The sequence below is a fragment of the Phycisphaeraceae bacterium genome, assembly GCA_019636555.1.
GTDB lineage: Bacteria > Planctomycetota > Phycisphaerae > Phycisphaerales > UBA1924 > JAFEBO01.
Genome location: JAHBXH010000001.1, coordinates 812312 through 834572, shown reverse-complemented (window position 1 = coordinate 834572; position 22261 = coordinate 812312). Strand labels below are relative to the sequence as shown.

Sequence of the window (22261 nt, the reverse complement as noted above, 5' to 3'; positions counted from 1 at the left end):
AAATGCTGTTTCGCGTGCATAAACGTTCCCCGAAATTGGTTTTCGAAGCGAGTTTTTCAACTAAAAGACTGGAGGCAGTATGCCAACGCACGTCCTGTTTTTCAACTGACCTCCCGCGCGTTCACGCGGTCTGAACAAAATGTGGATAACTTTCTCACTGCTTGAGTAATTTGCCGTCCGGTCAGCATCTTCCAATCATTCCACTCAAAAACTTGGTATCGTGCTCTCCACACTTCGGAGTCCATCGCATGCGCCGAGCAGCCATTCGAACATCCGCGTTGGGTCTGATCGCCATCGTTTTCACCGCTTCGCTGACTTCGCTCATGTGGCGCACCGGATCGGCGACCGCAACCATCACGGAGCCTGCAACGGTGCAGGTCAAAGACGTGAGAAGGATGCTCGCGGTCGCCGGCGTCGAGCCGCTGGCGCTCGCCGCGGCGGGCGCTTCGGCGACGGATGCCCAGTTGATCGTGTCGCAGGCCCGCGCCTACCTCACCGAGCACTTGCAGGTACTTAATACATCCATCGAATCTGCTTCGACCGCCGCGAAGCGGGCGGCGCGTCGCACCCCCGAAGAAACTCAAACCGTTGCAGAGTTGCGCGCTGCCGCGGCGAGCGCGAAGTCTGATCGCGATTCGGCCATCGCTGCATTCAGGGCAGCGGCATTGAGCGGCGTGAACCAAACCATCGTCACGAAGCTGGACAACATCCGGGCCAATCGCTCGCAGGGCCTGCCGCTCAAGTACCTCGTCAAGAACCGCACCTCCGACGAATGGGCGGCGCTCCGCAACGCCCTCGCCGCGGAAAAGACCGCGAACAAACGTGGAGTCGAGCTGCAAGGGGCCTGCGTCACCATCCTCGCCGAGGCGAATTCGGACAGCGCGGTCGCTGCCGCGGGTTCTGCGTGCTCGGCGAACAACACCGCGATCGTCAAGGCGGCATGGAACACCGCGATCGCGTCCACTGGAACTACGCACACTCCCTGATCGCATACCTTGCTGCGGAGTCAGCAATAGGTACCAGAGCGTGGCTTGTTAAGATTGCGGGCTGGAGGCCCACTCATGAATACCACGCCTCGAGCCCTTCGCTTCGCGACGCGATCGGTCTTGTGCATCATCCTCTTCGGCGGAACGTGGTTGATTTCAGAGGCTGGCGCCCAGGTACTAGATCAACGCGTCTCTCTCCCCGAGCAAGTCGACCTCTCCGGCCTTGTCATTCTCACCGCGAACACCCTTGAGATCCCGCTCGAGTTCGATCCGGCGATTCTCAAACTATCGGGATCAGGTGCGAGTAGCACGGTGACGCTTCGCGGCGTGAACGACGTCACGCCGGACGAACTGTGGGCACTCACAAATCAGGTACTCGCATCACGACAACTGGCATTGGTGCGGAGCCCGAACGCGCGTGTGCTTTCAATTGTGAGGCTCGCCGACGCGCCGAACGCATCGGGCGTGCAGATCGCGACAGTTCAACCCGATGTTTCGCTCCGGCCCGGGTTTGTGCAGCAGATCGTCCGCCCCAAGTTCCGCTCCGCGAAGGATCTCGCCGAGGCGATCAAGCCATTTCTGACCAAGAACGTTGGAACCGCGGCACCGGTCGGCGACTCGGGCGTTCTGCTCATCAGCGATTTGGCGTCGCGCGTCGAAGAAGCGAAGAAACTCCTCGACACGCTGGATGTGCCGCGGGAGGACATCTCCCCGCTGGTCGTTGAAGCGCGGAATATCCCTGCCGCGGCGTTGCAATCAGCCGTCACGCAGCTCGCTGCCAAGCGCGACACGGTCTCAGGGGACAAACTCCGCGGCGAGCTCACGATCGCGCCGGACGGCAAGTCACTCCTTCTGATTGCGCCCGCCGAGACGCGCGACTCGTGGCTCAAGTTGATCGCGGCGCTCGATCAGCGCGAGGAAGTCATCACACGCGATTACACGCCCAAGGTGTTCAGCGCGAAGGAAGTCGCGAACTTGATCGAACAGACGATCCGCGAGCGAGCCGCGAATGCGCCGGCGCCCGCAGGGGGAAGTGCCGCGCAATCGGCAGACGATCGCTTGCGCGTTGTCACCGACGAGTTGACGGGAACACTGATTGTCACTGCCACGCCCACCCAGCATGAGCGCATCGTCGCCTTGCTCGCTCGGCTCGACGCGACGCCACAGTCCGCCGCGCGACCGGTTCGAGCTTTTCCGGTGCGCAATAGGCCGGTGAAGGAAGTCTTGCAGACATTGCAGTCGCTCATCGCGGCGGGCGCACTCGACACCACATCCGTGGTCGATGCATTCGGACAGGGCACTTCCGCGAGTTCGATCCGCGATGCCGGCGCACAGCGGACGTCGCGTTCCGATGATCCCTCACAAGGGAGCGTGATACCCACCGTCGTCCCTCCCCCCACGCCGCCTTCATCTCCCGTGTTGAATTCGAGCGGTTGGACCGGCGGGACGTCGCTCGGTTCACGCGGCTCGGGTCGGTCCGGCACGGGAATCCCCGGCTTGTCGATCACCGCTGACGAAGGAACCAACACGCTTATCGCGATCGCAGAGCCGCGGATGCTCGCGCAGCTCGAACTTCTCATCCGTCAACTCGACGTGCGCCAGCCTCAAGTTATGCTCGAGGTCTACCTCGTAAGCCTGAGCGAGCAGGATGCGCTCAATCTCGGGGTGGAACTCGAGAAGATCGGCCAATTCAGCGGGAATCTCTATCAGTTAAGTTCGCTCTTCGGGTTGACATCAGGCACGCCGGGGAACCGGACTCCCACCGCGTCTCAAGGTTTCACCGGCGCGGTGCTCAATCCCGGCGACTTCAGCGCCGTGATCAAGGCCTTGGAGACTATCTCGAGCGGCTCGACCAAGAGCTTGCCACGCGTGCTCGTCAACAACAACCAGCAGGCTTCGTTCAATTCGGTGCTTCAGCAGCCGTACACGATCAGCAACACGACCAGCGGCGCCGGAACCACAACCAGCTTCGGCGGCACGCAGGATGCAGGTACCACGATCAGCGTGCGCCCGCAAATCGCGGAAGCGGATCAACTCGTGCTGGAATACTCGCTCTCTCTGAGCTCGTTTGTCGGTGCGCCCCCGGCGAATGGACTCCCCCCACCGCGCCAGCAGAACAACGTGAGCAGCAACGCGACGATCCCCGATGGGCACACCGTCGTGGTCGGAGGCATCGAGCTCATCAGCGACGGGAAGAACACGTCGCAGGTGCCGTACATCGGCGATGTGCCGGTTGTCGGCGAGTTGTTCAAGGTTCGCGACAACAGCACGAGCCGGCAGCGGTTTTATGTATTTATTCGTGCCGCGGTGCTGCGCGATCAGCAGCTCAATGACCTCAAGTACCTGACTGATGCGACAATCCGGAAGGACAACCTCAAGAGCCTTGGGATCAATGACGGCTTCCCGACCATGAAGCCGCGGGTCATTCGCTAATACACCAGCCATCGCGATGCAGACTGATGCGACCAACCTCCAAGACGCAGCCGCTCCGGTGGTCGCATTGGCCGACGCGAGCCCATCGGAAGACTTCCTCAGAAAGATCCCACGCGATTTCGCGCGTCATCATTTGGTTTGCAGCATCGGTCTAGGCGACACTGAGCAAGCCGAGTCTCCTTCCGAGCGACTGGTCGTCTCAGCACGGACAGCCGAGACAATTATGCACAACGTCGGAGTCCGGCTTGGCCGCACCGCTGTAGTGACCATTGCAGAGGACGAAGAGATCGCCAGGCTGGTCGATCGCGCGTACGACAACGCCGCGGCAAAGCAGTCGACCACTTCAGCCACCGGTACGGAGACCTTTGCCGCCGAGCCGGGCGATGTGGATGCCGCAATCGAGCAGTCGCTCAGGGCTTCCGATCGCGACCTGCTCAACCTGGACGGCAAGGGACCTGTCATTCGGCTCGTTGATGCCATGCTCTTCGAGGCGCTCTCGCGTCAAGCCAGTGATATCCACCTCCAACCCCTCGCGGATCGGACGCTCGTGCGCTACCGCGTGGACGGCGTGCTCTTCATCGCACGCGAGGTCCCGCACACCCTGACGCACGCGCTCATCAGCCGCATCAAGGTCATGGCGCAGATGGATGTCGCCGAGCGGAACGCTCCGCAGGACGGCCGCGCGACCGTCACCATGGGGAGATCGAGAGGTGGCGATCGAACGGCTCGATCGATCGACCTCCGGATCAGCACGCTCCCGACGAACTACGGAGAGCGCGCCGTCATCCGCCTGCTCGACAACGCACGCGGGTCGCATCTCGCGGATTTTTCCAGCTTGGGAATGCCGCAGAATGTGCGAACAGCGTTGCTCGATCGCGTCGAGCGGTCGCACGGCATCATCCTCGTCACCGGGCCCACCGGCTCGGGCAAGACCACCACGCTCTACACACTTCTCCGCCACATCGCGACCGGCGGGGACACGGGTCACGTGCCGCAAGCAAGACGGTCGGGACGCAACCGCGGCGATCTCAACGTCATGACGATCGAGGACCCAATCGAGTACGAACTCTCAACGACCGGCATCGCCATCAGCCAGTCGCAGATCAACCCCAAGAAGGGTGTCACGTTCGCAACGGGGTTGCGCCACATCCTGCGGCAGGACCCCGACGTCGTCATGGTCGGCGAGATCCGAGATGCGGAGACGACCAAAATCGCGATGCAAGCGAGCCTGACCGGGCACCTTGTGCTTTCAACCTTGCACACCAACGACGCGGCAAGCGCGGTGACTCGACTTGTCGATCTTGGCGCCGAACCGTATTTGGTCGCCGCGTCGCTCTCGGCGGTCATGGCGCAGCGGCTGGTCCGACGGCTTCACTTTTCTTGCCGCGGCAGCGGATGCGCGGGCTGCCTGCAAACGGGATATTCCGGACGCCTCGGCGTCTTCGAATTGCTCCTCGTTGATGAGACTTTGCGTGACATGGTCTCGCGCGGCGGGCAATTGGTCTCCATCCGCGAGCACGCCGCCGAATGCGGCATGCGCACGTTGATGGACGAAGGCAAACGCCTCGTCCGCGAGGGCCAGACCGACGAATCCGAAGTGCGACGGGTTCTCCAAGGCATGGAAGATGCGGACCTCGCGGAATCGCTCATCGAGACGACGAAGGAGTCGATCGATGCGGCGTGACAACGATCTCTCTGCCGAATTGACCACAAGATTGCAGCGGAACCGCGCGACGGGAGTCGTAGTCTTGATCGCTCTTGCGGCTTGGGCGCTGTGGCCGGGCGGAACCGCCGAATCAATGAGCACGGTCGCGGCGCAATCGCCGGAGCCGCGCGCACCATCCGACGTTCGCTGGGTCGCGCCGAAACTCTTGAGCAACGCGCAGTCCATCGATGTGAAGGCTTTCGATGCTCAGCTCTGGAAAGTCCCGCCGAAACCGATCGAAGTCGCGGTCGAACCCCCACCGCCGCCACCCTCGCCTCCGCCACCTCTCAAATTGCAACTCGTCGGAATTCTCGCGAACGCCACGAATTCCGGGTCGAGTTTGGAGAGCGAAAAAAACCAGCCGAGCGAACTGCGCGCGGCGCTCTTCGATCCGGACGCCAACAAGATCTACACGGTTGCGGTCGGCGCAAGCGTCTTGCGCTATCGCGTGAAGTCGATTTCTTCGGATCTTGTCGAACTCGTTGACGCCCAACTTCCGAATCTGCCGCCCTATGCACTCAAGATGAAATCGAACGAGTTCAAACTTCCGGTGGTGACCCGCGGCACACGTTCCGCGACGAAATCCCAACAGCCGCCTTCCTCCATCACTCCGAGCGGCGCCGAACCTGTGAACGAGGAACTCGCCAGCGGAGGGGGTCGATGACCAGCCCTTCATCTGTTCATACAGACGCCACTGAATCCCAGCCTGCGAGTCAGACAGCCGCGTCGGCCGATGCGACATCGAGAGGATCCTCCAACGGGCAGATTCCGATCACAAAGCTCGTTCTTCCCTGGCAACGCTTCTACTGGGCGATCCTTGACGTGAACGATGCGCCGCAAACGGCTCGTTCTCTCCACTCGAGTGCCGCACGCGCCATGCTCGATGACCGATTCCAATCCGAATTGCCCCTGCCAGTGGACCAGATTGCGACCGCATATGCAACAACGGTTCGAAACTCCGTGATTGCGTGCGGGCTCGAGATCGAAGTTCTTCGCCGTGAACTCGAATCGCATCCGGCGCTCCTCACTTTGGTCCCGGATGGATTGCCGCCGCAATTGCGCGATCGGTTCCCCGAATTCCAACTAGAACAATTGAATCTTCTCGTCGCCGCGCACGAGCCTGTACCGATTCGGAAACTCCGTGCTTCAAAGCGCCGAACGCTGCTCGCGTTCACCGCTGCATCGCTTGTTCTGGTCGCGCTGGGCATGCTCCGCCGCGCGTCGATCGATCGCGTGCAATCATCTCAATTGCAAACATCCCTGAGCGACGCTGTCGCCGATGTGTCGGGATCGAAGCTCGATCTTGATGTCGGTCTCCAGACGCTTCAGCACGAGCGCGATCGCCTGATCTCGACCCGCACCATGCAGGCCACCCGCGGCCTCCCGATGGATGCGTCCCGCACGCTCGCCGCGGTTCTCGCGGCGTGGCCGACGGACTTGGAAATCCGGGCCCAATCGATCTCCTCAACCTCACAAGGTGTGGCCATCGCGGCGGAGGTGAACGACCAGTCCGGGGCAGAGACGCTTTCCAAGGCTCTCGCTTCGGTACCGGACATGTCGCTCCAATCGCCGCGAACACACGCATCCGGAAAAGTCGTCCGCTTCGACGCATCTCTCCAGCTCAAGGGAGGTGCAAGATGAGCGAAGCGAACAACGACATGACCATCGATATCAAGAAACGCGCGCGGAGCAATCTCGATGTCGCGCTCGGCGCGGTGGTCGCGCTCTCAGCGGCGGCACTCATCTGGTCCACCTTTCAGCTGTGGAGCAACAAGAAGGCGCTGGAGCAAGCTCGATATCAGGATCTGCAAGCCGCGAATCTGATCGCTGAAGTCCGGCATCTGCGATCGCTCCCGGCGATCGTGGAAGAACAGGCGATCCGCGAAGATCGCGTGCTGGGACTGGTCTCCGATTGTTTGTCCCAATCCGGCATCAACCCTTCCGTCATCCGAGATGTGAGCTCGGAATCGCTGCCCGGCGGCGGGTTCGCGGGAGCGAATCCGGGCGGGGGTGGGGCGAACTATTGCCGGCAGAACATACGAGCGCAGCTCGATTCGCTCGGCGTTCCCGAAATCGGTCGGTTTCTCGCGACCTGGAGCAAACTCCACCCCAATTGGATTCCCACGACCGTCAACCTCTCGCCAACGTCAAAGAACGCCGGATCGAAGTCGGATGACGGATCCGTGCTCTGGACAGCGACGATTGTTCTCACGTCCACCTATCTCAGCACGCCCTCCGGAATACCTCCGACGTCGGAAGTCTTGGCTCAACCGCCATCACCGGGAGCCAAACGTGGTATTCTCCCGCCGGAGAAACCGACTCGATGAAGGCGCCGCGCGACATCAATTCTGTTTTTTGTGGCGCGGCCTTGATCGCGTTGGCTCTCGCTGCCGCATCCACCGCTGGCTGCTCGATCGCGAAAAGAACCGATCCGTACGCGCCGGTCTCGGAAGGCGCCCGCGACACGCAGAAAGCCATCTCGCTCAACAACGAAGCGCTGCCCTACATGGACAAGGGCGACCTTTCTTCCATGAACAAAGCAGAAGATTTGCTCCGCCAGGCGCTCGCGGCCGATCTGTACTTCGGACCGGCGCACAACAACCTCGGCGTGATCTATTTACAGGAAGGGAAGCTTTTTGAGGCTGCAGGGGAATTTGAGTGGGCTCGGAGGCTGTTACCAGGCCATCCGGACCCGCGCGTAAACCTTGCGATGACGCTCGAGTCCGCGGGCCGCAGCGACGACGCGATGGCAACGTACCGCACCGCGCTCGAGATCTATCCGGACTACGTCGCTGCGGCACAGGGTCTCGCGCGCCTCCAGCTCAAGAGCGGCAAGGCCGATGAACGAACCCCCGCGCTCCTCCGCGTCGTCGCCATGCAGGGCGAAACACAGGAATGGCGCGATTGGGCCAAGGGCGAGTTGACACGGGTGCGATAGCGATTTGGTCGCACCGCTCGCCGGAGAGGTCGGACCATGGGTCTTCCCCAAAGGTTTGGTCCGAGGCTGAGATTCCCACGGATCTACCGCCGCCTGGAGATTCCGCCGCCACCGACCGCAGATGCCGTCGCGGAGCGCCGCCCGTCATTGCTCGAAGGACCTCCGCCTCGCGTCCGCGCGGCGCAATACCTCCGCATGTCAACCGAACACCAGAAGTACTCGCTGGCGAATCAGAGCCAGGCGATCAGCTGCTTCGCGGATTCGAACGGCATCGAGTTGATGCGTTCGTATCACGACGCGGGCAAGAGCGGGCTCACGCTTCACCAACGCCGCGGGTTACAGGCGCTCCTCCACGACGTCGTTTGCGGGGAAACCGACTTCGAGATGGTCCTGATCTACGACGTCAGCCGCTGGGGCCGCTTCCAGGACTGTGACGAGAGCGCCCACTACGAGTACATCTGCCGGGAAGCTGGCATCCGCATCGAGTACTGCATGGAGCCGTTCCGCAACGACGGCTCGCCGCTGGCCTCGGTCATGAAGAGCTTAAAGAGGGTCATGGCGGGAGAGTACAGCCGCGAGCTCTCCACCAAGATCTTCGCCGCCAAGGTGCGCATGATCAAGATGGGCTTCCGCGCCGGAGGGATCGCGGGCTATGGATACCGAAGGATGGTCGTCGACTCCCACGGGAAGGAGCGATTCATTCTCGCTCAAGGTGAATTGAAGTGGCTGCAAACCGATCGCGTGATCCTCGTGCCCGGCCCCGCAACCGAGGTGAATCGCCTCCGCTGGATATTCAGACAAGTGGTGAACGGCAGAATGCCCTTGCAGATCGCCCGCGAACTCAATCGTCGCGGCGTTCCGAGCCCGGAAGGCCGACTCTGGACCGGGCAACGGATCTCCTGCATGGTCGAGAACGAGAAGTATCTCGGCAGCTTGGTCTACAACAAGCGGTCCACGAAACTCCAGACCCCGGGCGTAATGAATCCTCCCTCGGAATGGGTGCGGACGGAGAATGCCTTCCCGCCGCTCGTGGATCCGAAACTCTTCTGGAAAGCTCAGGCCCGAATGGCCGAGTGGTCCACGCGCATCACCCGCAAACAGGCACTCGACGTGCTGCGCCCGCTTTTAGCAAAGCACGGCAAACTCTCGGCCCAGATCATCAACGACGCCAAGGGCGTCCCGGGGAGCGTCTTCTACGAACACCGATTCGGCGGCCTGAATGCCGTGTACGCGCTGCTGCACTATCGCCCGAAGAGGGACTGCAGCCACCTGCGCGGCTACGGCGCCCGCAAGCAGCGGATTCGTCGACTGCGTCCCGAATGGGCCGATCAAATCCGAGCACGGGGCGCGGTGGTCGAGCAAGATTCCGAAACGACATTCCGAGTCAACGGCAACCTTCGGGTCGAAATGCTCTTGTGCTTTCGAGGCATGGAAGATGGCCGACCTCACTGGGTCGCCCAGACGCACACGATGCCCCGCCCGGACATCGTGCTGATCGCGTGCCTCCAAGAAGACGGCGAGACCATCGGGCGGTACGTCCTCATGCGCGGCGGCACCTGCTGTTACAAGGTCGGAGTCAAGCCGCGTACGCGCAAGTTGATGGTTTCAGAATTGCTAGCGCCGCTTCTAGACTACATCGCTTCAAGCCCTACAGATCTTGAAGAAAGCCTTGGTTCGCCCAAGCGGAAGTGCCAACCGACTCGGCGCCATTGATTATGTTCTCACCATGCCAGTTATTAGGCATACGCCAATTCCCCTGCACGCGTAGGAGCATCGCGCTCAGGCCGCGCGTGGCCAATTGCTCTCAAATCGAGACTGCCGCAACGAATAGCTTGCGCCCACTTTGGGCGAATGCACCGTCACCACTTGGTATGAACCAAGGACCAACGTGTGCCCCCTCGATCGCCGCGTCACTCGTTCTGCAATATCTTGATACGCTAGCACCAACTCGGCCAGGCCGAGGGCGTCGAAGGGCGAAAGGGGCATGAAATGGGAATTGAGCGACCGTTCTATCCGATCGTGTATGTACGCGGCTTTGCGGCAACCCAAGGCGAAATCGAGGATACTTCTGCTGATCCCTTCATGGGATTCAACCTTGGTGCGACCAAGATTCGCCAGAACTTCGAAGGCCACATCCTTCGCTTCATCTTCGAGTCGCCGCTACTTCGCCTGATGAAAGACGAAGGGTACCAAGACTGCTTCCGCGACGGAGACTTCTTGCCCGCCGCCGAATGCGCTGATCCTCGCAGTATCTGGATTTTTCGCTACTACGAACGTGCTTCCGACTCGCTTGGTGACGGAACGCGTCAAGCTATTCCTGACATTGCTCAGGATCTCCGCCGCTTCATTCTCAGGATCCGAGACAGCACTTGCCAGAAAGACGCCGCAAAGGAGAAGGACTTCCGCGTGCATCTCGTCGCTCACTCGATGGGAGGACTAATCTGCCGCTGCTATCTTCAAAATATCTGCGTTTACGGCACTGGCAACAAGATTGTTGATGCCACTCTCGAACTTCCGACTAGAGCGCCCTTCACGCCGAGCGATTCGATTCATCTGGTCGATAAGGTCTTCACCTACGCAACGCCGCACAATGGCATTGACTTGGCTGGATTTAGCGCGCCAAACCTCGGGATTCTCGATCCGTTCCACGTTCGCAATTTCAATCGCGTTGTTATCCGCGACTATCTCAGGCTCCCGGCGCAGTCCGATGGCGATGATTCGGTCCGATCATTGAATGGCGCGTTTCCTCCGGATCGCTTTTTCTGCCTTATTGGCTCGAACTATCGCGATTACGACGCTTTCCATAAGCTCTCTCGTCGAGCGACCGGTGAGATGAGCGATGGTCTCGTGATGATCAAGAACGCTGCGGTCGACGGCGCTCCCAGAGCCATTGTGCACCGTAGCCACAGCGGGCACTTCGGGATCGTGAATTCGGAGGAGGGATATCAGAACTTGCGGCGCTTCCTCTTCGGCGATATCCGCGTTGAGGCAACGCTTTTTGCCGATGAGATTCTACTTCCGACAACACTAGGAGAGCGTAAGGCTGAGGCTGATCGTACCGGAAAAGACTTTAAGCTCCGGGCTTCATATCAGATCGAAGTTACCGCTAGGGTTCGCGGGGCAACGTACTACATGCACGAGCGGAAGGTCGATCACGCGTCCGCGATTCTCGCGCCCTACGACGATTTCGTCAAACGAAAGAAGCCGGAGTACCTCTTCTCCGGATATTTGCTCAAGCGTGCAAAGACTGACACCAATGACACGGCTCTCGCTTTCGCCGTTCGCGTCAGCATCCGTGTACCAATGTACGAGATCAACGAGCGCTTCTGGCTCGACGAGCATTTCGAAGGAGGCTTTGTCTTCGACGAAACGGTGACATTCTTCGTTCGACCTCGCGCCAACAAGACCACGATCAAATTCGGTCTCGCATCCAAGATCGGCATCGGAGAGGTTGAAACCGAGGCGGAGGCCAAGCAGATTTCTGACAAGTTGTTGCGGATTGAAATCAATCTCGGTTTCCTGCCAGAAGAGAAGAATCCCCCTCGGCCAGGATTTCGTGGCAAGCTCCGGCTTGACTGCGCACCGTGGAATCGGCCGACTTGAACTCGGTCGCGCGTTTGTTCGACACCGGATGAGCCCCGTTGCTGCGGGGGTCAAATTGATCTCGAGCACCCATCGGATCTAACAATAAATCCTGTCCACATGCACCGATCAACCCCGGGCAGCTTGTCGGCTTTTGCGATTGGAAGCGTTGAATCGTGGACGCCATTTCGATGCCAATCATGCCGCGTCTAATAGCTGTTTAGCACGCTTGGAAATAAAGAAGATGTTCCGATTCAAAATCGTGGAGCGTGCATCGGATGCGTTTTCGCCCAGGGCGTTTTCCGCCATACATCCAAGCTCACTCCAACATGAGAGGTAGGAAAAGTGATACTTGATGAAAGATCGGATCCGGCTACCGATTCTCCACCTTCTTTTCTGCCTGAGCATTCTTGATGGTTTCTGCTCTGAGCCTGTTCGAATTCTTGAGCGCGTCGACCGCCCCCCGAATCGTGTAGTGGTTGGCATAATCAGTAATCGCAGCGATGACGCGGGTTGCTGGATACTGGTCGTACGACATGGTGTTCAGGTCTTCGATGAGCTTGTTTTTTGCCTCCATAATTTCGTTTTTTACTGCATCTCGCAGCGCGGTGTAGAGCTCGGGATCAAAATTCGCGGTTATATAGTCGGTCGTGGTATCGACGAATAAGCCGCCGCCTGTGAGAGCAGCGCCGAGCACTGGAGAAATGAACGTCGCCGCGATACCTGCGCCCATGAACGCCTTGGCTCCCGCCCGAAGTCCCCGCTGATATGTGATCAATGCCGAAAAGCGACGCCAATACTCAAGCCCGTTCATGTCCGCAATTTCCATGAGCTTCATCGCGATGATCAGTCGCTTTTTCCGCAGCTCGAGCTCTTCTGCCACCGTGAATCCGATGCTGCAACGAAAGCTCTGATCCGTCGCGGTGGGCGTGTTCACCGCGGTTCCCTGAACACCCAGGTAGAAATGACTGTCGATCGCGCTCACATCCGCGACTTGATAGACGAATCCTTGTGTGGTCGGATCGAGTGTCCCAAGCCCGCTGACGTTGACGCGGTAAACCTTCAGCAAAGGCTCGCGGCTGCCGGGGACTGGCTCAGGCTTGGCCGACCCATCCGGGCCGACATCGACCATCAAGTCGACGTCGCCCTCCCAGATGACGGGGTCGGCGCCGCGGGTCACAACGGGGATTCCCCCAAGCGAGCGCGCGAGCTGATCCGTGCAGCCAGCAAAGCAACCCGCTATCACGACGCAAAGAACGATCAGAATCCCGCACCGAATCATGTGTGCCTCCGCTGTACTCCTCGTAACGCCGCCACCAAACAACGATTGGCTATCGATCAGACACGATCATCTCGAGTTGACCAGGCTCGGGGAGTTTGGACATTGGCGCTTCGCCGTGGTTGGCCTCATCAAACTGCCCTTTCCGAGCGCCTCTACGGGGCCCCGGTGAAATCGAACAACCTCTGCGCACGCTCGCGCTTGAGTCGGAGAGTGACAAGAACGGTTCGGTTCCGCCGAAAGACGGAGGAAAGCTGGGCTTGCGGGATTCGACAGCCACCGATATCTGCCGCATTCATGGTGCTATACCCGACCGGTGATTGCCCGGGATCTTCGCCGACGCTCGGGTGGGCGGTAATACTCACGCTCAGCGCTTCGTCCACTTTGTCGATCACGCGCTCGAGCTTCGTGCAATTGACATAGAGACTTCTGTAGGAGGGATCGTCGCCATACGCATGAACATCCACCAGCGCGGTGGTATGAAACATCTTCGCAATCAGGTCCTTTGGATCCTTGTCGTCGTCGTAGAACTCGATGAAATAGTCCGGAACTGCGTTGCCGTCCTGGTCCACAACACGCACGACCGTGTTCTGGAATCCTTGCGTCTCCGATCGTGTGTCGATCTCGTCCATCAATGCGTCGGTTTCTTGTCGTAGCGTGCCGCACCACGCCGCAAAGTTACCGTCCGAAACATCGAGCGCCTTGTTGATCCGTTCAAGGAGCAGCTTATCACGCTCCGAACGCCCCGATGATTCGTTCAAGGTAATCGTGGTGTGATTGTGCCCGTCCATCACCGCGAATCCCACCGTACCACTCGATTCAGTCACTCGGTACGTCGGCTCCATCGGGCGATCGACAAAGTCCGCTTCCAATCTCGCACAGTTCAGATTGGCGGTGGAAACCCTGACCGTTCCGTCCGATCCATCTTCATTGGCGACTGCGCGGATCCCGCTGTACCCACGATTTCCAACGAGAACCGTGCAGAGCACGCCGCCTGGCCCGTACATCGCCGCGCGATCGCCAAATCGATCCGTCAACGCCAGATTCCACGAGTAGGGGCTCGCCAACTCCAATCCGCGCAGGATTCGTGCTCCGGTCTGAAACGCCCCTTCCTTGTTGTCGTAGCCCTTGACCACACGACCGATGAACGACCTGCCTTTATGGGCGAGGGGAGACCCGAAGTTCGCCGGCGCGAGCATCACAAGATGATTGATCGGAATCTCGGCAATGGGCATCCGCTTCATCCAATCACGAATGACGAGCCCTCCGGTCGAATGGACAATTGCATCTATCGACCGGGGGTCACGCGGCAACCCCCGTCGCGTCCACGCCGTATCCATCGCCGCCGCGAGATCGTCGAATGTGACATAATCGTTCATCGAGACGTACTCGGCAAGCGAGATAGTGGTGACTTCGCCACCCCGAGTTTCTCGAAGCCTTGCTGCAAGCGTCTTGAACGTCGCCGCGTGATCGCTCCAGCCATGGATGATGACAAGTGGTCTTGGCATGCCAGTCGTTGTTCCTAATCGTTCGACTCTTTCGAGTCAAGAGAGTCCGCCCACTTCTCCGTTCGCCATAAGACGCGCGGCACTCGTGTTTCTCCGATTGCCCCGCTAAATAGAACGATCGAACACACGCTGCAATGAATCGCATCCACAACGCATCCTCGCCGCCTAATCGATTCCCCACCACATCGCGATCAGATCAGTTTGCCGAGACACGCCACGCCACCGTCGGATCGTACTGCATCAATTCGTTGGGTGCAAATCGATGCTCGGCCGTGTTTTACACACCAAGTCCATGTCCGTCGAATTCCACGAATTTGTGGAATCACCGAACACTGCATTAAGAATCGCTGTAAGTTGCACACGGGCCTCGAGCGGACCAGCTCGGCCGACAGCCTCATCCTTTCCTTAGTAGACTGAGACCGTGAGCATCCCCGCTCCCAATGTCGCCGAAGCCTGTGCCTTCGGACTTGCACTTTCATTTTGGGTTGTGACCACATTCATCGGAAGCCCTCGCACGTGGCCCGATGAAGAATCGAGAACGGGATTGTCGGCGCTGCCGCTTGCCGATCGTCAGGAGCTCTTCAAACTCGAATTCGATGCGTTGCAGAGGTTTGCCTCGAGCTTGTCGTGGAACATGATGCTGCAGGTAACCCTGATCGTGACGGCGCTCTACGCGATCTGGCACCCGTCGGATTCCGCGATTCCGCTCTCGGCTCTCGGTTTCACCTTCGATCGGCAGCCCTTGCTGACGTGTCTAGCGATCGTTTTGCTTACCGTCTGGTTCCACTTCGGCCTGGTTCTTCACTCCAGTATCGACACCCGCTTGATCTTGTGGGAATTGGCCCGCGATCTTGACGGAGACGCGATCCCCGCCCGCTCGATCGTGAGCCGGACGCGCGTGCTGCGCGACGCAGGAATTCTCGACGCCTGGCTAACAGGCTGTTGAAATTCTGATTGTGCTTACTGCGCCGACGCATTGCAGACAACTTTCTGGCCCTCAGACCCGGGTCGCGAGGGTAGATGGCGGTTCGAAATTGCGACTGGTTGGAGTTTTTCAACAGCCTGCTAAAGGTGTTCGAACCCGAGCACTTTTTTCATGAGCCGCCGAAATGGAATTTGTTCGACAAGTCCCAGTTGCTTGTATTCGCATGCATGCTCGGCACGACGCAGGCTCTAATCTTGGTTTCTCTGTACGCTTCCGCGGCCCCGGCAAACTCGCTGCCTTGGACTGTGACTTTTGGCGTCGTTGCTGCCGCGGGATTTCTCCTCGCCACAAATTTGCATTTCTACTACGGCGGGCCACACCGGAACTGGCTCCAACACATCTACTTTGTCGTTGTCTTGGTCGTGACGATTTCATTGACGTGAACGACCCCGCTTCGCGTTTGCATTCAAACTTGTTCTTTGGGGAAACGAGACGAATGACCACCGAAGCTCTACAAGTTCCGCCGCAATCTGAGCGACCGCAACTCTTGCCCGAACGGCCGCTGCCGCGTGGCCATTCAAAGGGTGAACCCACCGACATCCTGCTGGCCTACATCCGGCAGCTTCTCACGGACTGGAAGCTGGTTCCGGAACCGAAGCGAGATTCGGAAGCCGGCCGCGTCATCGACGGATTAATCGCATCGAAGAACGACGAAAGCTGGACCTGGGACGACGCCTACTCCATCGAAAAATCGCTCTGTTTGGTCGAAGAGGATTCTCGGGTTCGCTGGAGGCTGTGGGCAGCCCGGATGGAGTATCAAGAGCTCGCTGGAGAAAGAGTCTTCGCGATCTATCAGAACGCGAGGAAAAACGATCTCTGGGAAGCCCCCATCGACGACATCCGATCGGAACTCATGCAGGTCTTCGCTGAAGTTCAGTGGCTGTACTCCACGATCTGGGTGCAGGATCGCTTCAAAGACGAACTCGCACGCAATGTCGCGATCGTGACCGCGATCGTACTCATCGCGCCAATGAGCTATGTCTTGTACCGACTCCAGAGCTCGGATGCCTCTAATCGCACGCGATGGCTACGTGCTCCGGCACAGCGCGCTCAACAAGGAAGCGCTCTGGGTGTGCGAGCACGTTCGGCGGGATCAACTGAGCGGGAATCTGAAACGCAGCGACGCCTTTCGGCCCGACCCCCTCCTGCAGCCGGGGGATCGCGCAGAACTGACGGACTACCGCGGCTCGGGATACGACCGTGGACACATGGCGCCGGCCGGAGATCAGACCGTCGATGCGCGCAAGAAGGATGAAACCTTCTACCTCTCCAACATGGCGCCGCAGGAACCACAGCTCAACCAGCGGGTCTGGGCCGCCTTGGAGGATCAGGTGCGGGATTGGGCAGACCAGCGCGGGGAAGTCTGGATCATTACGGGCCCGATGTGGTACGACCCGCGCGAGGATGATCCGTCGACCGCCCGTGGATTTGTCGACTATTGGGTCATCGGGGCGAACGAGGTCGCCGTACCCACGCATTGCTACAAGATCGTCATCCGGCCGGACGGTAATGGCGATGTCGATTGCGTCGCTTTCGTGATCGAGAACAAACCGGGCTACCGCGCCCCCTTCCACCTCGATGAATACATCACTTCGGTCGATTTCATTGAGAAGCGCACCGGCCTGAACTTCATGCCCAACCTCAGCCCGCCAGCGAAGGCGAGGCTCGAGAACAGCCCGGGGCACATGTAGCACCATGAGCCGGGCAGAGAATCATGCCGCGAGGTATCGACCGCTTCGGCCCGGTATCCAGTTGCTCAACCCGCGAACGGGAAGACCGGGAACGCTCGGGTGCGTTTGTATCGACCAGGCTAGAGACCTCTGGCTTGTGAGCTGTTTTCATGTCCTTTGCGATCAGCCGGGCGGGCAGGCGGTGAGCGGCGACTCGATCTATCAACCCTCCGACCAAATCCTGTCGGACGCCGTCGCGATTGTCGACTCGGCAATGGCATTCCCCAGCGCCGGCCTGGACTACGCCGCGGCACGCCTCCTGGCACCCTTCGCGGCCTCGAATGACGTCGTCGGATTGGGAATGGTCGCGGGCGTGGCCCAATAGTGAACTGGCCTTGGATGTGTCTGGCGATGGCCGCATTGTTCTTGGCCGAACTTACATCGCCTACATTGCCAACGCGTCGCAAACAATCGGATTGCTGTGGTCAATCGGCAACATCGAGCCGCTGTTTGGCCTGTCAGGTGGTTGGTTCGCCATGCCCGAGACCTTGAGCTCCGACGGTTCGACCGCCGTGGGCACCCTTCGCTTCTATAGCCCGACGCCACCAACGCCTACGCGTGCGGCAACCTGGACCCAAGGTCAAGGGGGATTCTTGCCCGCGCTGGCTGGGCTCACCGAAACTCGGGCGACGGCTTGCAGCCATTACGCTGACGTGATTGTGGGGAGCGTGGGTTCGTTTACCCAACTAGATCGTCCGGCAATTTGGCGAAGGAGCGGGATCGAGATCCTCACTTTGCCCCCCGACGCGATTTCTGGGGTTGCAACTTCAGTCAGCGGTGATGGGAGCGTGGTGGCCGGCGCGGTTACCACTAGCACCGCTGTGAAACCATTTATCTATTCTTCTACACAAGGCGTCAGAGTCATTTCAGGATATGCCTTTCGCACCGTGATAAGCGGCAACGGCGCGGTCATGATTGGTATGTTCGATCCTCCCAGCGGAACTCGGCGTGGCTTCATTTGGACGCCGCGAATGGGATACATGGATTTGTACGAGTACGCGCTGGCAGCCGGCGTTGATCTGAGTTACATCAAGAGCATGGTTCCAGTCGATATCTCACATGACGGCACCTCAATTGCTGGCTATTTGACGCATAACGGGGGAATTCGAGCGTTTCGATTGTCTCAGCTTCGGCCGTGGGACCTATGTCCCGCAGATCTCAACGCGGATTCTGTCGTCGACGATGCCGACTTCGTGATTTTCGTTGCCGCCTATGACACGCTGCTGTGTGCAAGCGAGACGATGGCCGTTGGTTGCCCTTCTGATCTCAACGGCGATGCCGCGGTCGATGATGTGGACTTTGTTCTGTTCGCGAATGCATACGACGCTCTCAGGTGTTTATAGCCGCGCGCCAAGTGCCTCAAGCTCGCCATCGAAGCGGTCCACTATCCAGGGACCACAGATAAAGTCGACCTCCACTGGCATCGACAAATCCTACGAAGTGAACGAGGCGTACACGACACTCTCGCCACTCATGGAGAAGCAACTGGACGCACTGATTGGAACGCTGATCTTGGAAGCCATCACCGGCTACCCCCACCGCGACACTCCGCTCGTGAGGCTGCTTGCTACCGAACTCGGCGTGTCGATTCGAAAGAAGTGGACACCCAGCGCAGAATGGCTCGCGGGCTACCAAAAGGTGCAGCTTGCCCACCTGATGGGAGTCCTTCGGGGACCTGCTCATGGCAGCGCCGCGCTCAGCCGAAAGAAATCGGAACTCGTTACAGAGCTTGACACTCTTTTCGGACAACCAGTAGCGGCCCCGAAGGAGCTTGGGAACCACGAACTGGCCGACCGAGTCAACACTTGGATGCCAAAGCCAAGTGACAGGTAGTATCCGTAGCTAGGGCCGGCGTTCATCCGCTCGAAACCACAGAACAGCCGAGCGAAGGCTCGGCTGTTCTGCTTTTTCGCATCGCGCAGTAGTCAATTAATCGACACGATTGCACGCCACCCAAATCCACCCCACCAACAACTATCGCATGACTACGGACGAAGCAACACGTTGTATGCCGCAGCAAAGACGCCAAAGTCACCGTCGTCCACCATATCGTCATGATTCAAGTCTGCTTGGCATCCGGGCGGCATCGCAGCATCTCCACATCCAGCGAGGTCGCACGCCACCGCAAACACGCTGACATCCGCATCATCCACAACGTGGTCCCCGTTGAAATCGGCTAGACACCGAGGCGAATGCTCCCACCTTTGACTACTGATCCCTGATTTCGTGTCCCCTCCGAAAAGCGCTGCGCCACGCCGGTGCGAATCATAAGTCATCGCCGGGACGAACCGCGCTGAGGGCCCACTGCCTGATACTCTAGTCCACGATTTGCCAAAACCAACCCCAGAGCATTGCTGCTCCTTCCGTAGCAACTATTAGTTGCCCGCGCGTAGTTTGTAGCGCTTGCAAGCTTGCATCACCATATTGCTATGCCTTATTGCGGAGACGTAGACTGACCGATCGCGGCAGTTGGATTTATACTATTCCACGTCTCGCTATCGGACAACGATACCGTTATCAACATGTGGTCCGTGGGAAATATATTTTCAAGCAAAGGCATCAGCTGCCGCGTCGTCGATACAACTTGATCCTTTGCCAATGCCACAAAATACATATACTTTTCAGCTATTAGTCCCTTGTCGGCGTCGTCCGGTCGGTCTGATTTTCGCTCAATTCGCCATCTGTTCCAACCGCCGACGCCATTCAATATTTTGTGCAGCTCGATGAAACTCTTGTCCGCTTCGCTCGACGTGATTGCGGGCACTCTTATTATCAAGGCGTGCGTCAACCGAACCGGCTGATTCTTGTCATCAGAACTTAAAGATGTGCCCTTTGTTACTGTGTCAATTACGACACCGGCGAGCGCGTCGGGTTTTCCAGAGCTCTTTGCAATCAGTCGCAACCACGAATTCGCTTCGGGAATAGCCCACAAAACCACACTCAGAAGAACAAGAGCGATGACCACGGCGGCGAACGTATTTAGAATTTCCAGGAATTTTCTTGTGACGCCTCCAGCCTTTTCCTGTTTGGGTGCGCCGTTGGCGAGCGCTACCACAACTTGCACCAATGCCTCTTGACTCTTTTGAATGGCTCTTGTCTGCGACTGAAGAAGCTGCATGGAAGAAGCCACGTCCTTGAACCCGGCTCGTACTTTGCCTTCAAATTCGTTGCTCATTTCGACCCCCGTAAGCCTCGAACTCCTCCGAAGACGAAGTATACGCTCAACAGCAACTTCGACACTCAGGCTGCTTTTGGTATCATGTAAAGAGGCGGTGGACATGTTGCGGCAGTGAGCGATGCTCGATACCCGCATTTATGGACCCAGTCCCGCGATTCGGCGGAACAGCCGCAGGCAAATTGATTTGCCCGCTAGCTGCCGCCATGCCGCGCTCGGCAAAGCGGCTCGCTCGCCGGCGCCGTCGTTGATGCGCCGGAACATCAGCTCTCGGGAGCGCCGCCTCCTCCTCACGAAGGCGGCTGGCTCCGAGAGCATGTCGGGATCGGGTGATCCCGCCCCGGAACCGTCGCGGTCACAGGAGTTACGGCAATGAAGATCGCGTTGTCCAATCTGATCGCGGACCGGCAGAATCCCAGGCGTGTGAAGCCCGAGCTCGTGTCCGAATTGGCCGGGCTCTTTGAGAAGGCCGCGACGAAGCTGGAAGGTATTGGCGAGCCCGGCTTGGCGGAACGGGTGAACGGGTGGATGCCAAGTGTTGAGAGCGAGCCCGTCTAGGGCAGGACGGAACTTTGAATCATCGCAGCCGCCGGATGAGAATGCGGTCGCTGCATTTCCTCGAAGCCTCCAGCATTACGGTAACAGGACAGGCTTTTACACCGCCTGACAAGTAGGAGACATGGGTTTCAATTCGGTACATGCACCGAAAGGAATCACCGCCCCTGCAGGGAATTCCACTTTGTCGATTCGCGTTGCCTCGTGTCACCTGGCGGCCATTGCAACGAGATTGCATCGCGAAAGCAGTTTTGATAGCCTCCGGTGTATGGCGGTTACAGTGAATTAAGTGGACAACAGCAAGGCCGACAGGCACCGACGCAGTGCGTCACGGTAGAGCCGACTATCTGCATTGCCGTCTGGGGGGTCGCTACCGTGGAAGTGATCTGGCAGCCAACCCGAAGGAACTTTCCATGAGGGAGGCGCACGAATCAACGGCATCTTCGATCAGCGATAAAGGACAAAGCCCATGACTCCGCCAGGCAACCGCGTCCCGCCAAAGGACGACCCCACCTCTCACGAGGCGGGGTTTTCGTTGCGCTCCTCCCACCTATCGAGTTGGAGTTCCGCCCAAAGCACATCGACCTCAGCAGAGTAAAGGTCGTTGCTCCACGATCGCCCCGGACGTGAGTTCACGCGTACACGGATCTGAAGTAGGCATCCGCGTATGGCGTGACGGAGTAATCGACGTTCCAGATCGGTGTCCGTGCCATCGCGGCACCTCGCGTCCATTTGGCGCATCCACTCTCGCAAGTCGTCCTTGAGCCGGCGGAGTTGCTCGTGGCAGCTTTCGCGATCCGGCTTCTTTGCTCCCGCCTGTTGGGCAAGCACTTGCACTCGAAGCCTTAGTCCCTGCAGAAACTCGCGGGCCTCTTTCGGGCTATCAATTCCCTTCAGATAACCGGGGGTCGCAGGCCGCCGATCCGTAGTTCCATTGCTCCCGTTCATTGTGAACTCCTTCGCTTCGGAAACTAGCGCGAAGTGGAGCTTTGGCAACTGCCGTGCATCGAGTTTTTTTTCAGCTTGGACTTGGGTCGCGATCTTCCATCGGCAGCGTCGATTGCGAGGCTTACGGCTGGGTGAAGGCCTCGGCAACGCGCTTTGGCCGGAAACCACGGATGAGTGGCCCGTAGCCCAGCGAGGCAAAACCTGCGGGGGCCGTTGCCGACCCCTCGCAGCATTGGGGTGGGGGATTGCGTTTCCGCCAGAGGAGTTGGAATCCCGCACCAAGCTGCAGCATACCCGAAGACTGGGCCGTCTCGCACTAAATTGGTGCCGGGATGAGCGCGAACAAGCTTGTTCGCTCCTGTTCACGGCTGTTCGCGCGGTGGGAAGGCCGAAATGGCGAACGCCAATGGCCCTAGAACGCGCTCAGGCTGCTCGGT

The 22261-nt window shown here is 59.1% G+C and carries 20 protein-coding genes; 16 read left to right on the top strand and 4 right to left on the bottom strand.

The window, feature by feature from the left end; all coding sequences use genetic code 11:
* Positions 1-248 precede the first annotated feature (248 nt).
* From KF691_03470 to KF691_03430, 9 genes are all read left to right on the top strand, one after another.
* Positions 249-986 carry a hypothetical protein gene (locus KF691_03470; protein MBX3388498.1) on the top strand — a complete coding sequence of 246 codons (738 nt, stop codon included), beginning with the start codon at positions 249-251 and terminating at the stop codon, positions 984-986.
* Between the two features lie 75 nt (positions 987-1061).
* A complete protein-coding gene (locus KF691_03465; GenBank protein MBX3388497.1) occupies positions 1062-3419 on the top strand; it encodes a hypothetical protein in 2358 nt (785 codons plus the stop codon).
* A gap of 223 nt (positions 3420-3642) precedes the next feature.
* A complete protein-coding gene (locus KF691_03460) occupies positions 3643-5103 on the top strand; it encodes a type II/IV secretion system protein (protein ID MBX3388496.1) in 1461 nt (486 codons plus the stop codon).
* Positions 5093-5788 (top strand): hypothetical protein, encoded by a 696-nt coding sequence (locus KF691_03455; GenBank protein ID MBX3388495.1) that lies wholly within the window; start codon positions 5093-5095, stop codon positions 5786-5788. Before KF691_03460 ends, KF691_03455 begins: the two co-directional genes overlap by 11 nt.
* Positions 5785-6765 carry a hypothetical protein gene (locus tag KF691_03450; GenBank protein MBX3388494.1) on the top strand — a complete coding sequence of 327 codons (981 nt, stop codon included), beginning with the start codon at positions 5785-5787 and terminating at the stop codon, positions 6763-6765. The genes KF691_03455 and KF691_03450 overlap by 4 nt, the downstream gene beginning before the upstream one ends.
* Positions 6762-7451: a hypothetical protein gene (locus KF691_03445; protein ID MBX3388493.1), complete on the top strand. Its 690-nt coding sequence runs from the start codon at positions 6762-6764 to the stop codon at positions 7449-7451. The genes KF691_03450 and KF691_03445 overlap by 4 nt, the downstream gene beginning before the upstream one ends.
* Positions 7448-8062, top strand: a complete 615-nt coding sequence (locus KF691_03440) for a tetratricopeptide repeat protein (protein ID MBX3388492.1) — start codon at positions 7448-7450, stop codon at positions 8060-8062. The genes KF691_03445 and KF691_03440 overlap by 4 nt, the downstream gene beginning before the upstream one ends.
* A 195-nt stretch (positions 8063-8257) precedes the next feature.
* Entirely contained in the window at positions 8258-9775 is a 1518-nt protein-coding gene (locus KF691_03435; GenBank protein ID MBX3388491.1) for a recombinase family protein, read from the top strand.
* Between the two features lie 276 nt (positions 9776-10051).
* Positions 10052-11665 (top strand): hypothetical protein, encoded by a 1614-nt coding sequence (locus KF691_03430; protein MBX3388490.1) that lies wholly within the window; start codon positions 10052-10054, stop codon positions 11663-11665.
* Between the two features lie 352 nt (positions 11666-12017).
* Here the strand turns inward: KF691_03430 and KF691_03425 are convergent, their stop codons facing one another.
* Together KF691_03425 and KF691_03420 are read right to left on the bottom strand one after the other, a co-directional pair.
* Positions 12018-12824: a hypothetical protein gene (locus tag KF691_03425; protein MBX3388489.1), complete on the bottom strand. Its 807-nt coding sequence runs from the start codon at positions 12822-12824 to the stop codon at positions 12018-12020.
* 254 nt (positions 12825-13078) lie between these two features.
* A complete protein-coding gene (locus KF691_03420; protein MBX3388488.1) occupies positions 13079-14431 on the bottom strand; it encodes a hypothetical protein in 1353 nt (450 codons plus the stop codon).
* A 421-nt stretch (positions 14432-14852) separates the two neighbouring features.
* Here KF691_03420 and KF691_03415 point away from each other — a divergent pair, with 421 nt between their 5' ends.
* From KF691_03415 to KF691_03390, 6 genes are all read left to right on the top strand, one after another.
* Complete coding sequence (locus tag KF691_03415; protein ID MBX3388487.1) at positions 14853-15377, top strand: hypothetical protein; 525 nt, start codon at positions 14853-14855, stop codon at positions 15375-15377.
* A gap of 74 nt (positions 15378-15451) precedes the next feature.
* Complete coding sequence (locus tag KF691_03410) at positions 15452-15799, top strand: hypothetical protein (GenBank protein ID MBX3388486.1); 348 nt, start codon at positions 15452-15454, stop codon at positions 15797-15799.
* Between the two features lie 621 nt (positions 15800-16420).
* Positions 16421-17107, top strand: coding sequence for a DNA/RNA non-specific endonuclease (locus tag KF691_03405; GenBank protein ID MBX3388485.1), 687 nt, complete (start codon positions 16421-16423; stop codon positions 17105-17107).
* A gap of 136 nt (positions 17108-17243) precedes the next feature.
* Positions 17244-17471 (top strand): hypothetical protein, encoded by a 228-nt coding sequence (locus tag KF691_03400; GenBank protein ID MBX3388484.1) that lies wholly within the window; start codon positions 17244-17246, stop codon positions 17469-17471.
* Between the two features lie 10 nt (positions 17472-17481).
* Entirely contained in the window at positions 17482-18489 is a 1008-nt protein-coding gene (locus tag KF691_03395) for a hypothetical protein (protein MBX3388483.1), read from the top strand.
* A gap of 97 nt (positions 18490-18586) precedes the next feature.
* Positions 18587-18979 carry a hypothetical protein gene (locus tag KF691_03390; GenBank protein ID MBX3388482.1) on the top strand — a complete coding sequence of 131 codons (393 nt, stop codon included), beginning with the start codon at positions 18587-18589 and terminating at the stop codon, positions 18977-18979.
* Positions 18980-19580: 601 nt separating this feature from the next.
* On the opposite strand, the gene KF691_03385 is transcribed toward KF691_03390, so the two are convergent.
* The gene (locus KF691_03385) at positions 19581-20321 is read right to left on the bottom strand and encodes a hypothetical protein (protein MBX3388481.1); all 741 of its coding nucleotides are present in this window, start codon (positions 20319-20321) and stop codon (positions 19581-19583) included.
* A gap of 372 nt (positions 20322-20693) precedes the next feature.
* On the opposite strand from KF691_03385, the gene KF691_03380 reads away from it, so the two are divergent.
* Positions 20694-20879 (top strand): hypothetical protein, encoded by a 186-nt coding sequence (locus tag KF691_03380; protein ID MBX3388480.1) that lies wholly within the window; start codon positions 20694-20696, stop codon positions 20877-20879.
* A gap of 513 nt (positions 20880-21392) precedes the next feature.
* Here KF691_03380 and KF691_03375 read toward each other — a convergent pair.
* A complete protein-coding gene (locus KF691_03375; protein MBX3388479.1) occupies positions 21393-21824 on the bottom strand; it encodes a hypothetical protein in 432 nt (143 codons plus the stop codon).
* Positions 21825-22261: the final 437 nt, after the last annotated feature.

What these genes read in the sequence shown, in the direction of transcription:
- KF691_03445 (MBX3388493.1), top strand. Translation starts at nt 6,762, where the DNA reads ATGAGCGAAGCGAACAACGACATGACCATCGATATCAAGAAACGCGCG.
- KF691_03455 (MBX3388495.1), top strand. Translation starts at nt 5,093, where the DNA reads ATGCGGCGTGACAACGATCTCTCTGCCGAATTGACCACAAGATTGCAG.
- KF691_03385 (MBX3388481.1), bottom strand. Translation starts at nt 20,321, where the DNA reads ATGAGCAACGAATTTGAAGGCAAAGTACGAGCCGGGTTCAAGGACGTG.
- KF691_03450 (MBX3388494.1), top strand. Translation starts at nt 5,785, where the DNA reads ATGACCAGCCCTTCATCTGTTCATACAGACGCCACTGAATCCCAGCCT.
- KF691_03380 (MBX3388480.1), top strand. Translation starts at nt 20,694, where the DNA reads ATGAAGATCGCGTTGTCCAATCTGATCGCGGACCGGCAGAATCCCAGG.
- KF691_03460 (MBX3388496.1), top strand. Translation starts at nt 3,643, where the DNA reads ATGCACAACGTCGGAGTCCGGCTTGGCCGCACCGCTGTAGTGACCATT.
- KF691_03375 (MBX3388479.1), bottom strand. Translation starts at nt 21,824, where the DNA reads ATGAACGGGAGCAATGGAACTACGGATCGGCGGCCTGCGACCCCCGGT.
- KF691_03405 (MBX3388485.1), top strand. Translation starts at nt 16,421, where the DNA reads ATGCCTCTAATCGCACGCGATGGCTACGTGCTCCGGCACAGCGCGCTC.
- KF691_03410 (MBX3388486.1), top strand. Translation starts at nt 15,452, where the DNA reads ATGGCGGTTCGAAATTGCGACTGGTTGGAGTTTTTCAACAGCCTGCTA.
- KF691_03435 (MBX3388491.1), top strand. Translation starts at nt 8,258, where the DNA reads ATGTCAACCGAACACCAGAAGTACTCGCTGGCGAATCAGAGCCAGGCG.
- KF691_03420 (MBX3388488.1), bottom strand. Translation starts at nt 14,431, where the DNA reads ATGCCAAGACCACTTGTCATCATCCATGGCTGGAGCGATCACGCGGCG.
- KF691_03440 (MBX3388492.1), top strand. Translation starts at nt 7,448, where the DNA reads ATGAAGGCGCCGCGCGACATCAATTCTGTTTTTTGTGGCGCGGCCTTG.
- KF691_03470 (MBX3388498.1), top strand. Translation starts at nt 249, where the DNA reads ATGCGCCGAGCAGCCATTCGAACATCCGCGTTGGGTCTGATCGCCATC.
- KF691_03465 (MBX3388497.1), top strand. Translation starts at nt 1,062, where the DNA reads ATGAATACCACGCCTCGAGCCCTTCGCTTCGCGACGCGATCGGTCTTG.
- KF691_03430 (MBX3388490.1), top strand. Translation starts at nt 10,052, where the DNA reads ATGGGAATTGAGCGACCGTTCTATCCGATCGTGTATGTACGCGGCTTT.